Source organism: Xanthomonas sp. MUS 060, assembly GCF_000963215.1.
Classification (GTDB): Bacteria; Pseudomonadota; Gammaproteobacteria; order Xanthomonadales; family Xanthomonadaceae; genus Xanthomonas_A.
Genome location: NZ_JZIM01000018.1, coordinates 1 through 14,440 on the forward strand (window position 1 = coordinate 1; position 14,440 = coordinate 14,440).

The 14,440-nt window shown below is 61.7% G+C and carries 10 protein-coding genes; 2 read left to right on the forward strand and 8 right to left on the reverse strand.

Annotation, left to right across the window (positions count from 1 at the left end; all coding sequences use genetic code 11):
• From XANALMUS060_RS13880 to XANALMUS060_RS22140, 4 genes are all read right to left on the reverse strand, one after another.
• Positions 1–2,517 (reverse strand): DUF6531 domain-containing protein (locus XANALMUS060_RS13880; RefSeq protein WP_200894055.1); only part of this gene is annotated, 2,517 nt, incomplete at its 3' end.
• Positions 2,504–7,465, reverse strand: coding sequence for a PPC domain-containing protein (locus tag XANALMUS060_RS13885; RefSeq protein WP_235430506.1), 4,962 nt, complete (start codon positions 7,463–7,465; stop codon positions 2,504–2,506). The genes XANALMUS060_RS13880 and XANALMUS060_RS13885, both read right to left, overlap by 14 nt.
• A 554-nt stretch (positions 7,466–8,019) precedes the next feature.
• Entirely contained in the window at positions 8,020–8,820 is an 801-nt protein-coding gene (locus tag XANALMUS060_RS13890; protein WP_152640512.1) for a hypothetical protein, read from the reverse strand.
• The gene (locus tag XANALMUS060_RS22140) at positions 8,795–9,448 is read right to left on the reverse strand and encodes a hypothetical protein (RefSeq protein ID WP_235430507.1); all 654 of its coding nucleotides are present in this window, start codon (positions 9,446–9,448) and stop codon (positions 8,795–8,797) included. The genes XANALMUS060_RS13890 and XANALMUS060_RS22140 overlap by 26 nt, the downstream gene beginning before the upstream one ends.
• Before the next feature lie 49 nt (positions 9,449–9,497).
• Between XANALMUS060_RS22140 and XANALMUS060_RS22145 the strand changes: the two genes are divergently transcribed.
• Together XANALMUS060_RS22145 and XANALMUS060_RS13900 are read left to right on the forward strand one after the other, a co-directional pair.
• The gene (locus XANALMUS060_RS22145) at positions 9,498–9,671 is read left to right on the forward strand and encodes a hypothetical protein (protein WP_235430509.1); all 174 of its coding nucleotides are present in this window, start codon (positions 9,498–9,500) and stop codon (positions 9,669–9,671) included.
• A 421-nt stretch (positions 9,672–10,092) separates the two neighbouring features.
• Positions 10,093–11,163: a cytochrome c peroxidase gene (locus tag XANALMUS060_RS13900; protein WP_045738944.1), complete on the forward strand. Its 1,071-nt coding sequence runs from the start codon at positions 10,093–10,095 to the stop codon at positions 11,161–11,163.
• Here the strand turns inward: XANALMUS060_RS13900 and XANALMUS060_RS13905 are convergent.
• The 4 genes from XANALMUS060_RS13905 to XANALMUS060_RS13920 form a co-directional block, all read right to left on the reverse strand.
• Positions 11,142–11,624 carry a hypothetical protein gene (locus tag XANALMUS060_RS13905; protein ID WP_045738945.1) on the reverse strand — a complete coding sequence of 161 codons (483 nt, stop codon included), beginning with the start codon at positions 11,622–11,624 and terminating at the stop codon, positions 11,142–11,144. The two genes, XANALMUS060_RS13900 and XANALMUS060_RS13905, sit on opposite strands and share 22 nt — an antisense overlap.
• A gap of 468 nt (positions 11,625–12,092) precedes the next feature.
• Positions 12,093–12,575 carry a hypothetical protein gene (locus XANALMUS060_RS13910; protein ID WP_045738945.1) on the reverse strand — a complete coding sequence of 161 codons (483 nt, stop codon included), beginning with the start codon at positions 12,573–12,575 and terminating at the stop codon, positions 12,093–12,095.
• Between the two features lie 527 nt (positions 12,576–13,102).
• The gene (locus tag XANALMUS060_RS13915; protein ID WP_082065142.1) at positions 13,103–13,711 is read right to left on the reverse strand and encodes a HutD family protein; all 609 of its coding nucleotides are present in this window, start codon (positions 13,709–13,711) and stop codon (positions 13,103–13,105) included.
• A gap of 282 nt (positions 13,712–13,993) precedes the next feature.
• The gene (locus tag XANALMUS060_RS13920) at positions 13,994–14,326 is read right to left on the reverse strand and encodes a helix-hairpin-helix domain-containing protein (protein ID WP_045738946.1); all 333 of its coding nucleotides are present in this window, start codon (positions 14,324–14,326) and stop codon (positions 13,994–13,996) included.
• Between the last annotated feature and the right edge of the window lie 114 nt (positions 14,327–14,440).

Consider the following 14,440-nt stretch of genomic DNA (forward strand, 5'->3'; position numbering starts at 1 on the left):
GTTGCCGAAGTGGTCGAGGCTCCACTCCAGCCGGTTAGGCGAATACTGGTTGAAATACATCATGCTGCCGTCGCGCAGCGTCAGCAGGTAGCCGTGGCCGCGCGAGGTGCCCTGGGTGATGGTCGCACCGGCATACCCGGAGACCGAGCCGGTCTGCTGCCATTGCCCAGCTATGTATGAACCGTACACACGTGCAAACGTCACCGGCATGCCGCCAGGCAGCACCAGTTGCAAGTGGTTGTAATCCGTGGTAGAGCACTGACCGCCGCCAGGACACCCATGCTGCAAATTGGTCTGAGGCACGTAGAGCGTGTAACTGAAATTGGCCGCCGTGCCGATCCCGAAGTCCTGCTTGTAGGGGTCGCGCGGGCGATAGGAGCGCGTCACTACCAACGGTGACAGGCCCGGCACCACCGCGTCGGTCTCGGTATAGGAAAATTCTCCGGTGTACAGGTCGATCGGATCGCCCGCCGTCGCGCCGCCACCGCCAGCCTCCTTGCCGCAGCCATCGCTGCAGTGCGGCGTGTCCGGCTCCGGTGGCGGGATGCCGCTGCTGATGCTGTAGCTGGCGCCCATGGTCTTGTACAGCGCCACCCCGCCTTCCGGGGCGATACGCGTGCCGTCGCTGGTCACCCGTCCCTGCCCGTACACCCGCCAGCCATCGGACGGGTCGTAGATCCAGAAATTGGCCCGCGTGCCGGTAGCCAGCGTGTCGTAGTTCGGGTATAGGATCTTGATCCCCTGTGCCGCCTGCGGCGTCAGCGCCTGCACCGTGGCTCCGCCCGGTTCCAGGGTGAAGTACATCGGGTAGTTGCTCGCCACCGGGAACGGCGCCCGGTTGACCGGCGTGGGCACGATGGAGAGTTGGTGCACCAGCGCGCCCTTGCGGTCGCGGATCACCGTGCCGGCCGGAATGTGGATCTGCAGGCCCGGCATATCCGGATGGGTAAGCACCACATCCTGCTTCAGCGGCGAGGCGATGGCGGTGGTGTCGCGGGCGCTGATCCGTGGCAGGTACATCGTGTAGGGCAGCCGGGTGAGCTGCCCGGCCTGCAGATCGACGCCGACCACGAACTCGCCGTACTGACGCCCGGCGGCATTGGCCGCGCTGCCGTCCACGTACAGTTCCTGGTGGCCGGTGGGCAGGCCGGACAGGACGAACCGACCGGTAGGATCGGTGTGCGTGATTTGCTTGCCCACGCTGACCGCCACCCCGGCGATGGGCTGACCATCCACCAACAGCACCTGACCGCTGACGCTGGTGCGCTGGCTCGCCATCGCCACCGCCTCCAACGCGCTCAGCGCCGGCTGCGCCGGTTGTGCGCCGGGCGCCCGCCAGCGCGCATCGGTGTTGTCCTGGCCGGGACGCCAGGTGCCATCGGCCAGCAGCGCATGCGCGCGGCACGGCAACGGGTGCGATTGGCCGCAGCCCAACAGCGTCGCCGATGGCCGTGCGGCCACGCCAGGCGCCTGCACGGTAGGCGCCGCCGCGCTCGCTGCAGTCTTCCACTCGATCACCGACAGCGGCAGCGCCGCGCCATCCAGCCCATGTAGGCCGTCCACCATCACCGTGTAATCCGTGCCGGGGAACAGCAACGCATCGGGTTGCACGAACACCAGACGCCCGCCTTCGGCCGTCATCACCCGCGCCTCGACCGGACCCGCTGGACCCATCAGGGCCACGGTGGAGCCGTTCACCTCGCTGCTGCGTACCGGGCGCGTGAAGCGCAGCGCGATGCGCGTAGCTGGATCGACCTGCGCGTCCTGATCCTTCGGCGAGGCCGCGGCCACCGCCAGCGGCGTGCCGAACGCCGCGCCCACCGGGCCCGCCGAGGCGAAGATTCCCGTGGCCGGATCGAACACCACATCCTGCGACGCCGGTTGACCACGGCCATCCGTGCCACCCGACAGGCGCACCTTGCCATCGGCCTGGAGCGTGGCAGTCTGACCCACCCGCGCCGGCATGGCGATCTCCGTCACCTGCTGCGTGCGCGGGTCCCATAGCTGCGCATGATCGGGAGCGCCCTTGCCGCCTGCCACCAGCAGGCGGCCATCGCTCAACACCGTGGCGCTATGGGCGGCGCGCGGATGTACCCCGTCCAGTGCCGTCGGCACCCAGCCGTCCTGCTGCGGATCGATCAGCACGCCGGTCTTGCGCAGCGCTCCATCGGCGCCAGCGCCGCCCCACAGCAACACCCGACCATCGGCAAGGCGGGTCAGGCTGGCACCCTGGCGTGGTTCCAGCATCTGCCAGCTGCGCAGGGGATGCGGGCTATCCGCGGCCATCAAGACCAGTGTTTGACCCGTGGCATCAAGCCGCAGCAGCCGACCGCCTTCCAGCACCACGCGCGGTGGCGTGGACGCCATTACCGACGCAGCGGACGCCGACGTCGATACGGCACGCGGCGCGCCGGCACCCTGCTGCGCCCAGCCGGTGGGCACACTCGCCAAGGCCGCGACCATCCCCAGGCCGACGCTGCATATCCATCCTTTCAATGCGATCTTAGGGGTTGGCATGGGAGATTTCCTTGGCTTGAGAGCGACTGCCGGTTCCCACCAGCAGTTGTGAACTGACCGTCTCACCGTAGTGCGGATCGACGAGGACCGTGTACGTGCCGGTGGTCGGAAGTTTGGTCAGGTTCAACGACCCGCTCGCACTCACCGAGACCGTATTCAAGAGCGTTCCATCCGGCGCATAGACCGTGTAATCGACCGCGCGACTGGCCGGCACCGTGGTTTGCGCCGAGACCCGCAGCACCAACCCTTGCCCCGCCGTGCCGCTGAAACTCAGGCGGCTGTTCTGCCCGCGGCGCGTCAGGCTCACTGCCTTGGCCGTACCCAGCACCAAGCGATCGGTGAGATCCGTGGACAGCGTGGAAGTGAATTTCATGGTCTGGTCGCCGTCTGGCGGTGGCGACAGCACCACGCTGTAAGTCCCCGCCTTCAGGTTGGATAGGTTCACCTGGCAACCGTTATTGGCTGCCGCACAGGTCTGGCTGCCCACTGCGTTGCCAGTGGGATCGGCAATTTGCAGGGACATGGTCGACGTCGTGTTCGACGTCACCAGGTCGCTCAGTGCAAAGCCCAGGTTTTGCCCAGCAGTGGCGGTGAAACTCAAGTACACCTTCTGCCCGGGTACCGTGGTGGCGGAACTGCCCGGCGTGCCATTGACCGTCATCGTGCCGGTGACGGCCGACGCAAGCAGGACGCTGGCGCTGGCCGTCTCGCCATAATGCGGATCGACGAAGACGGTGTACGTGCCGGTCGTTGGCAACTTGGACAGGTTCAAGGTCCCGTTCGTCGCCACCGACTGGGTGTTCAATTGCGATCCATCCGGCGCGTAAACCGTGTAATCGACCGTGCGACTGGCCGGCACCGTACTCTGCCCCGAAACCCGCAGCGCCAGCCCCTGCTGACCCGCTGTGCCGCTGAAGCTCAGGCGGCTGTTCTGCCCGCGGCGCGTGAGACTCACTGCCTTGGCCGTGCCTGACACCAGACTATCGGTGAGGTCGGTGGACAGCGTGGCGGTGAACTTCATGGTCTGGTCACCGTTTGAAGGCGGCGACACCACCACGCTGTACGTCCCCGCCTTCAGGCTGGACAGATTCACCTGACAGCCGTTATTGGCTGCCGCGCAGGTCTGGCTACCCACCGCGTTGCCGGCGGAATCAGCGATTTGCAAGGACAGGTTCGACGTCGTGTTCGACGTGACGATATCGCTCAGTGCAAAGCCCAGGTTCTGCCCGGCGGTGGCGGTGAAACTCAACGCTACCTTCTGCCCAGGCACCGTGGTGGCATAGCTCCCCGGCGTGCCATTGACCGGCACCGTGCCGGTGATGGCCGAGGAGGAAGAGGAGAGCAACAGGCTGGCGCTGGCCGTTTCGCCGTAACCAGGATCGACAAAGACCATATACGTGCCGGTCGTAGGCAGCTTGGACAGGTTCAAACTGCCACTGCCAGTGATCGACGCGCTGTTCAATTGCGATCCGTCCGGTGCATAGACCGTGTAATAGACACCGCGCCCCGTCGGCACCGTGGTTTGCCCGGAAATACCGAGCACCAGCGACTGCTGCCCTGCCGTGCCGCTGAAGCTCAGACGGGCGTTTTGGCCGCGCCGCGTCAGGCTCACCGATTTGGCCGTGCCAAGCACCAGACTGTCGGTGAGATCGCTGGAGAGCATGGCGGTGAACTTCATCGTTTGGTCACCGGTTGTCGGCGGCGACACCACGGCGCTGTACGTGCCCGCCTTCAGGCTGGACAGATTCACCTGACAGCCGTTATTGGCCGCCGCACAGGTCTGACTGCCCACCACGTTGCCGGCGGAATCGGCGATTTGCAGGGACAGATTCGACGTGGTGTTCGGCGTGACGATATCGCTCAGCGCAAACCCCAGGTTCTGCCCGGCAGTGGCGGTGAAACTCAGCGCCACCTTCTGCCCGGACATGGTGGTGGTGTAGCTCCCCGACGTACCGTCGACCGGCACCGTGCCGGTGATGGCCGAGGAGGACGAGAGCAACAGGCTGGCGCTGGCGGTTTCGCCATAACCAGGATCGACAAAGACCATATACGTGCCGGTGGCCGGCAACTTGGGCAGGCTCACGCTGCCACTGGCCGTAATCGACGCACTGTTCAATTGCGACCCATCCGGCGCATAGACCGTGTAATAGACACCGCGCGCCGTCGGCACCGTGCTTTGCCCGGACACATTGAGCGCCAGCGACTGCTGTCCCGCCGTGCCGTTGAAGCTCAGACGCGCATTCTGGCCGCGCCGTGTCAAGCTCACCGATTTGGCTGTGCCAAGCACCAGACTGCCGGTGAGATCCGTGGACAGCGTGGAGGTGAACTTCATGGTTTGGTCGCCATCCGATGGTGGCGACACCACCACGCTATACGTACCCCCAATCAGGTTAGGCAAATTCACTTGGCAGCCGTTATTGGCTGCGAAGCAGGATTGGCTGATCATCGTATTACCGATGAAATCGAAGACTTGCAGTGACATGCTCGACGTCGTATTCGGCGTCACGATGTCACTCAGCGCGAACCCCAGGTTCTGCCCGTTGCTGGTGACGTCAAAACTCAGATAGACGCTCTGTCCAGGCACCGTGGTGGAATAGCTGCCTGGCGTACCATCGACCGACGCCGTGCCGGTGATCACCGACGAGAGCAGCACCGTCGCGTTGGCTGTCTCACCGTAAAAAGGATCGACGAAGAGCATGTACGTCCCGTCCGACGGCAGCGCGGGCAGGCTCATGGCGCCACTGCCACTCGTACTACTGACCCACAGGCTGTTCACTTGCGATCCATCAGGTGCGTAGACGGTGTATTGGACATCGCGCCCGACTGGCACAGTGGTCTCCCCCGAAACGCGCAACGCCAATGTCTGGCCTACCTTGCCATTGAAGCTCAAACGAGCATTTTGGCCACGACGCGTCAGGCTCACCGCTTTGGCGGTGCCAGGCGTCAAGCTGTCGGTGAGATCCGTAGACAGCGTGGCGGTGAATTTCATTTTCCGATCACCGTCTAACGGCGGCGACACCACCACCGTATAGGTTCCTCCCACCATACTGCGGAGATTCAATGCACAACCGTCCTTGGCTGTACATCCTTCGCTGTTCACGCTGTTGCCGGAGGGATCGAACAAATTCAATCCCAAATTTGACGTCACATCCGACGTCACGATGTCGCTCAGCGCAAACCCCAGGTTCTGCCCGGCCGTCGCGTTGAAACTGAGATACACCTTCTGCCCCGGCACCGTGGTGACATAACTACCCGGCGTACCGTCGACCGGCAACGTACCAGTGATCGCCGACGAGAGCAGTAGCGTCGCGCTGGCCGTCTCACCGTAGCTAGGATCGACAAACACCGTATACGTCCCTGTGGCAGGCAGCGTGCCCAGATTCAACGTCCCATCCGTTCGCAACGCTATGCTATTCAATTGCGACCCATCTGGACCGTAGACAACATAGTAAACAACACTATTGGCCGGCCCTGTGGTCTGCCCCGAGATGCCAAGCGTCACTGCCGGCTGTCCCGCCGTACCATTAAAACTCAGACGAGCGTTCTGGCCAAGACGCGTAATACTCACAGACTTGGCTGTACCCGGCGTCAGTTGATCGGTGAGATCGGTCGAGAGCGTGGCCTTGAACTGCATCGTTTTGTCGCCATCAAATGGCGGTGACACTAACGCTGTATAGGTGCCTCCCGCCAAGTTGGATAGGTTCACCTGACAACCATTATCGGTTGCATAGCAGTATTGGCTGTTTAGCACCTTGCCCGCGGGATCGAAGACTTGCAGAGAGATATTCGTCACCGCGTTCGGCGTCACGATATCGCTCAACCCCAATCCCAGGTTCTGTCCAGCCGTGGCGGTAAAACTCAAGTAGACGTTCTGCCCAGGCACGGTGGTGGCGTATATGCCAGTCGTCCCGTCGACGGGTATGGTGCCGGTCATCGGCGAGGATATCTGCACGGTCGCATTGGCCGTCTCACCGGAGGCAGGATCGACGAAAACCGTGTACGTGCCTGTCATCTGCAGCTTTGGCAGATTCAAGATGCCACTCGTAGTGATCTGCGTGTTGTTCACCGTGCTGTTCACTTGCGACCCATCCGGCGCGTAAACGGTGTAGTCGACATACCCATTGGCTGGCACCGTACTCTGCCCCAAGACGCTCAACGCAAGCCCCTGCTGTCCTGCTGTGCCGCTGAAGCTCAAGCGGGCATTCTGGCCCCGACGTGTCAGGCTTATCGTCTTGGCCGTGTTCAACGGCAGGCTGTCAGCGAGATCGGCCGAGAGCGTGGCCGTGAACTGCATCGTCTGGTCGCCATCCGACGGCGGCGACACCACCACGGTATACGTCCCGCCCGCCAGGTTGGGCAGGTTCACCTGACAGCCGTTTTTCATCACATAGCAATACTTGCCGACCACAAAAGTGCCGGCGGAATCGCTCACTTGCAAAAGGATGGACGACGCCGCATTCGGTGTCACGATGTCGCTCAGTGCAAAGCCGAGGTTCTGCCCCGCCGTGGCGGTGAAACTCAGATAGACGTTCTGCCCAGGCAGTGTCGTGGCATAGCTGCCCGGCTTGCCGTCAGCCGGCGTGGTGCCGTTGATCGGCGCCAAGAGCAGCACGGTCACATTCGCCGTCTCGCCGTAATACGGGTCGACAAAAACCGTGTACGTCCCATCCGAAGGCAACTTGGACAGGTTCAAGGTTCCGCCCCCACTCAATCCCACCAGCATGCTAGTCAATATCGACCCATCCGGCGCATAGATGGTGTAATAGACATAGGCATTGGCTGGCACCGTGCTCTGCCCCGAGACTTGCAGTGCCAGTCCCTGTTGCCCAGCTTTACCGCTGAAGCGCAGGCGAGCGTTTTGGCCACGCCGTGTCAGGCTCATCGGCTTGGCTGCGTTCAACGGCAGGCTGTCGACGAAATCGGCCGATAGGGTGGCCTTGAATTGCATCGTTTGGTCCCCGTCCGACGGCGGCGACACCTCCACGGTATACTTGCCTCCCGCCAAGTTGGACAGGTTCGCCTGGCAGCCGTTATTCGCAACGTCGCATTCACTGCTTGCCACAACTATGCCAGCAGAATCGCTCACTTGCATATAGATTGGTGACGTCGCATTCGGCGTCACAATGTCGCTCAGCGCAAATCCAAGGTTCTGCCCTGCCGTGGCGGTGAAACTCAGATATACGTACTGCCCAGGCTCGGTGGTGGCGTAACTCCGCGGTGTGCCATCAACCGGCGCTCTGTCTGCAAGATCGGCCGAGAGCGTGGCCGTGAACTGCATGGTCTGGTCGCCGTCTGACGGCGGCGACACCACCGCAGTATAAGTGTAAGGGCATTTCACCGTATTATACGTGCAAGGGCGTTTCGTTATGTCGGGCAGGGTGGACAGGTTCACCTCACAGCCTTGCTTATGCGCATAGCAATGATTTAAGGCCACAAAACTGCCGTCAGAATCGAACACTTGCAAATATATGCTCGATTTCGCGTTCGGCGTCACGACCTCACTCAGGCCAGCGCATAGATGGTGTAATAGACATAGGCATTGGCTGGCACCGTGCTCTGCCCCGAGACTTGCAGTGCCAGTCCCTGTTGCCCAGCTTTACCGCTGAAGCGCAGGCGAGCGTTTTGGCCACGCCGTGTCAGGCTCATCGGCTTGGCTGCGTTCAACGGCAGGCTGTCGACGAAATCGGCCGATAGGGTGGCCTTGAATTGCATCGTTTGGTCCCCGTCCGACGGCGGCGACACCTCCACGGTATACTTGCCTCCCGCCAAGTTGGACAGGTTCGCCTGGCAGCCGTTATTCGCAACGTCGCATTCACTGCTTGCCACAACTATGCCAGCAGAATCGCTCACTTGCATATAGATTGGTGACGTCGCATTCGGCGTCACAATGTCGCTCAGCGCAAATCCAAGGTTCTGCCCTGCCGTGGCGGTGAAACTCAGATATACGTACTGCCCAGGCTCGGTGGTGGCGTAACTCCGCGGTGTGCCATCAACCGGCGCTCTGTCTGCAAGATCGGCCGAGAGCGTGGCCGTGAACTGCATGGTCTGGTCGCCGTCTGACGGCGGCGACACCACCGCAGTATAAGTGTAAGGGCATTTCACCGTATTATACGTGCAAGGGCGTTTCGTTATGTCGGGCAGGGTGGACAGGTTCACCTCACAGCCTTGCTTATGCGCATAGCAATGATTTAAGGCCACAAAACTGCCGTCAGAATCGAACACTTGCAAATATATGCTCGATTTCGCGTTCGGCGTCACGACCTCACTCAGGCCAAGGTCAAGATTCTGGCCTGATGGCTGCATTGAAGACGAATCGTTTACTTTGCGCGGTGCCGATGATGGGTTGCGTCAACGGCGCGCCGTTGACATTCAGTGGCGTGGCCTTCTCGACGGCAAGTTGCCACGTCGCAGGCGCCTGGGACGGCGTCAAAAGCACCAGATAAGTGCCGCTGGTGGTCGCTCTGGGCAGATGCGCGCTCGCAGCGCTGGCGCTTACCGAGTCAGAGGCAAGCTTGGCATTCGTCGGACCGTAAAGGGTGTAGCTGACCGACACCGCACCGAGCCCACTGAACTGCAGGCTTGGATAATCGCCAGCCGTCAGATCGTAGAGCACCGCCAGCGAATTTCCCGCTGCAGTGACACTCATGGCTTGCGGCGCGGCACCAATGGTCAGGCGTTTGATCGATTCGATCTGCGTCTTGTCGATCCCCGCAGGAACAACCACCACATCCTGCGCGCTTGTCGCAGAACCGTATGGCGTGGTGACGGTGACCTTGCCGCTGCCAACGTTGGCTGGTGCCGGGAAGACAATCGTGGTGTTCGACAATGTCGTCGGCGATACCGCGCGTGCATTGAGAAACGTCGAGGTCTGCCCCTGCGCAGGCAAAAATCCTTTACCCGTGCTGGTGACCGATTCGCCGATCGCCAGCAAGTTGGGCGCGACCGTGTCGATGGTCGGACTCGTCGCAGCTGGGTCCACAATGAAGTTCACGGCACTGCTGGCCGTGGCGCTGCCAACGGTGATCGCAATGGGGCCGGTGGTGGCGCCGGAGGGCACGACCACGGTCAGTTGGGTGCTGCTGGCAGCCGATACCGTCGCCGCCACCCCGTTGAACTGGACCGCGTTCTGGCTGGCGGTCGCGCTGAAGCCCTGACCCTTGATCGTGACCGGTGTGCCTGGCGCGCCACGCCCTGGACTGAACGCGAAGATCGCCAGTTGGCCAGCGATCGTATCGACCGCAACCAAGTTGCCGATATTGTCGTAACTGTAGCGAGCGCTACCGCCAGTATCGTTGCTGGTCGCAACCAGCCGCCCGCTCGCGTCGTACACGTAGGACGTCGCCAACGCGCACAGCGAACACAGTAATAAGCCGATCAATACACCCAGCGGACCTGCGACACGCCACCGAATACGCTGGGCCCCCTTACCAACCGATAGAACACGCTCCCTCAATCGCCTTTCCATGCGACATCTTCCCCTATGAACTATCAATTGGCAGCCGCTCGCAAGCGGAATGATTCTGGCCCCCCGGCTCCTTTATACTAGATAACTCCCGAGAACATTTCCACCTCTATATGCGACGGATCGTCTGGCTCGGCCTGCTTGCAGGGACCGCACTCACCATCGGGGCTGCGGCCTATGCGCTCACCTCCCTGCAGCAGCGGGAAAAACATCAGGCCGCTGTGGCCACCTCCGCGCTGGGCAGTGCGCTGTTCCATGACACCTCGTTGAGTGCGACCGGCACACTGGCCTGCGCAACGTGCCATCGTGCGGATTATGCTTTCACCCAACCCGAGGCGGTTCCGCATCTGGACGGCGGCCGTGTCGGCACACGTAATGCGCCCAGCCTGCTGGACTTGCCGTATTTCCAGCATTACTTCTGGGATGGGCGGGAAAATCATATTGAGCGCGTGGCGGTCGCCGCTTTCACCAACCGGGCGGAAATGGCGCAGCCGAACATGACCGCAGTAGTCGACCTACTGCGCCGCCAACCAGCCTATCGGCAGCGCTTCCAAGCATCCTTCGGCGATGACAATATCGATGAGGCGCGCATTTCGCGCGCGATCCTGGCCTATCTCCATTCTGTCGGCAACGGGCATAGTCGCTACGATGCCTATGCCGCCGGCGACACCAGCGCGCTGACAGAATCAGAACGTCGCGGCCTGGCGATCTTCCGTGATAAAGCCGACTGCGCGGCGTGCCATCGGCTCGACGGCACGCCAGCAAGTTTCACCGATAATCGCTTTCATCACTCCAATGTCGGCTTGGAACAACTGGCAGGCCACGTAAAAACCACCATCGCGACCTTTCAAGCCAAACGGCAGCAGGGAATTCCGCTTGCAGAATTGGTGCTCTCGGATCCGGAGATGGCGGCGCTAGGGCGTTTCGCCGTGGACGGCCAAGGCGAAAACCTGTCGGCCTACCGCACACCCACGCTGCGCAATGTCACCCGCACCGCGCCTTATATGCACGATGGCAGTGTGCCGTCGCTGGATGCGGCAATACAACGGGAAATCTATTACCGCAGCCTCACGCGCGGCACCCCGATCACGCTGACGACGCAGGAGCAAAGCGACCTGCGCGCCTTCCTATCCGCACTTGAGGACGCTACAGCGCGGAGCGCTCACACACCCGGCGCGGAGTGACCACCCGCCATTTCCGGCACGACATCGAATTCCCGCTGAAAGACTTTGCCTGCCTGGCCCAGGCGAGCCTCCAGCAGATGTCGGCCCGACGTCCAGGATTGCGCTGGTTTGAACTCGAAACGCGCCGACTCCGCCCCTGCCGCGATGACGGCATGTTGTTCGCCAACCGTCTTGCCGTTGGACACATCAATCAGGCGCAGCGAGAGAGGCTGAGGCTCGCGCGCGGCAGCATTCAACGCGACAGTGGCGACAACCGTGGTCTGCGGCGTAACCGGCTTGGGTGGCTGACCCGCGTTGAGCGTGCCGCTTTCCCCGCCCAGCAGGATCTGCCGAATTGCCACCGGTCCCTGCGTCTGCGCGGCAGACGCCTGCGCCGCAGCGCCAGCGCCCGAACCTGCGCCCGTGCAACCGCACAACGCGACGGCCACCATCAGCATACTTGCATACAACGGCTTACTCATTTTCCACTCCTTATTTATGTATCAGGTTCGGCGCGATTCTATCAATAATCCGCCGTCCAAATGGCATCGTGCTTGCCGTTGCATCGCGTTTGCACCGCGCCACCGTCTGGCTTTCCCGCAAGCGAATCGAAATGCCCTACTGCAACGCATACTTCTATCCGGACTTTAATCGCATCCATACCAGTCGCTCGCGAACTCACGGTGCGCACTTTGACATGGCCTGCTTCGAGGGAGCCATCGTCATTGGATTCAACGCGCGATAGCAGTGCCGAGACGTTGCGGCTCGAACAGATACCACTTGCCGCTCAAAGTGCAAGTCCACTGCAACACCAGCGGATCGTCGCCCAGCTTTCGGGAAATCTATTACCGCAGCCTCACGCGCGGCACCCCGATCACGCTGACGACGCAGGAGCAAAGCGACCTGCGCGCCTTCCTATCCGCACTTGAGGACGCTACAGCGCGGAGCGCTCACACACCCGGCGCGGAGTGACCACCCGCCATTTCCGGCACGACATCGAATTCCCGCTGAAAGACTTTGCCTGCCTGGCCCAGGCGAGCCTCCAGCAGATGTCGGCCCGACGTCCAGGATTGCGCTGGTTTGAACTCGAAACGCGCCGACTCCGCCCCTGCCGCGATGACGGCATGTTGTTCGCCAACCGTCTTGCCGTTGGACACATCAATCAGGCGCAGCGAGAGAGGCTGAGGCTCGCGCGCGGCAGCATTCAACGCGACAGTGGCGACAACCGTGGTCTGCGGCGTAACCGGCTTGGGTGGCTGACCCGCGTTGAGCGTGCCGCTTTCCCCGCCCAGCAGGATCTGCCGAATTGCCACCGGTCCCTGCGTCTGCGCGGCAGACGCCTGCGCCGCAGCGCCAGCGCCCGAACCTGCGCCCGTGCAACCGCACAACGCGACGGCCACCATCAGCATACTTGCATACAACGGCTTACTCATTTTCCACTCCTTATTTATGTATCAGGTTCGGCGCGATTCTATCAATAATCCGCCGTCCAAATGGCATCGTGCTTGCCGTTGCATCGCGTTTGCACCGCGCCACCGTCTGGCTTTCCCGCAAGCGAATCGAAATGCCCTACTGCAACGCATACTTCTATCCGGACTTTAATCGCATCCATACCAGTCGCTCGCGAACTCACGGTGCGCACTTTGACATGGCCTGCTTCGAGGGAGCCATCGTCATTGGATTCAACGCGCGATAGCAGTGCCGAGACGTTGCGGCTCGAACAGATACCACTTGCCGCTCAAAGTGCAAGTCCACTGCAACACCAGCGGATCGTCGCCCAGCTTTTGCCGTCGCCACGACAACGTTAGATCGATACCACGCCATCCATGGGCCACAGCGTTTTCATTGCACGCAGCCAATCACCACCTTTTATTCGTGGCTCCGTCATATTCCGCTGCACAGCGCCAGCATGGACATATTCAGCTTCAGCGCCACAAGCACAGCACAACCGTGCCTGACGTCAGGCCGCAGACGCGGTGAGCGGCTCGATCCGAATGGCCAGGACTTCTCCACCGCCGCTCAAAGCAAAGCGTTGTCGCGCATCGGCAGCCAACCATGCGCTGTCGCCAGCTTCTAGCGGCGGCAATCCACTGGCATCGTCGAAGTGTGCCTGCCCTGCCAGTAAGTAAACGGCCCAGGCAACTCCTGGTTCGGCAAAGAACAGCATTGACCCAACCAGAGGCCGGTGCAGCACCTGCGTGCGCACGCGGTCGCGACGCCACATGACGTTGAAATCGTGGGTCGGGCCTGCGAGTAGTTCGCCACGCAATGGACGCTCGCCTGCAAAGCGCAAGCGTGCGCAAGGTTGCTGCAACACGTGCTGGACACCATCCTCGAAACACAGGCGCACACCTTCGCCGTGCAGTAGGACCAGCTCGCGATCGATTCCTGGAAAAACCGAAAACGCGGCGTCCTGCTCGATCTCGGCGATCGACAGGCGCAACACCCACTGCTCGCCGGACATCGGTAAGCGGAGGATTTCCCGGGTCCAACCGAGTCCGTTGCGCCAGCGTTCGCGGCGATAACTGTTGGCGGGAATCACCCGCGCAGGGAGGTTGCACCAATCCATGAGTGCATTCTGCACGATTCCAAGCGCCATACCTGCATCGTGCCGCGCATGCACGAATTGCACCACACCGTCTTTCATCGCAGCGCCCACATCATTTTGGTGATGGGGATTCACAACGTCGGCAAACCACTCGCCAAAAAACATCGCCCGGCTGCACGTCAATGTGCACCACCGGGCGATGATGTACTTCCATGTCGGCGTCCTGCCATCCCCCAAGCATCCTGCTCAGCAAGGTCGTGGCCGCGCATCCAGCGCCAACCCTATCCTCTCTTTGAAATCCCTTTACTGCCTTTTCACCGGCTTGGCGGCTACCGTCTTGGCTGCCGTCGGCGTAGCGGCCTTCATGGCCCCCACATCAATCCGGTCGTGGTTCCGTTCGACCGTTTTGAGCCCGATCCCCTTCACATGCGCCAGTTCCTCGGCACTTTTGAAGGGCCCGTGTGCCTGTCGGTAATCGACGATCGCCTGGGCCTTGGAAGCCCCAACGTTCATCAATACGCGGTCGATTTCCGCCGCACCAGCGGAGTTGATGTTGACTTTTTCCGCAGCAAATGCGGAACCGGACAACAACAAAGCAACGACCAGAGACTTCAGCACTACGATAAAAGACTGCATGGCAACACTCCTTGTGACTTAGATGAGGACTTCGCCGGGGCGTTCCTTACCGGCGTGATCAGCATCGCTCTCCACATGGGGACATCCTATCGCGACAACACTCAGGAAAAAGCA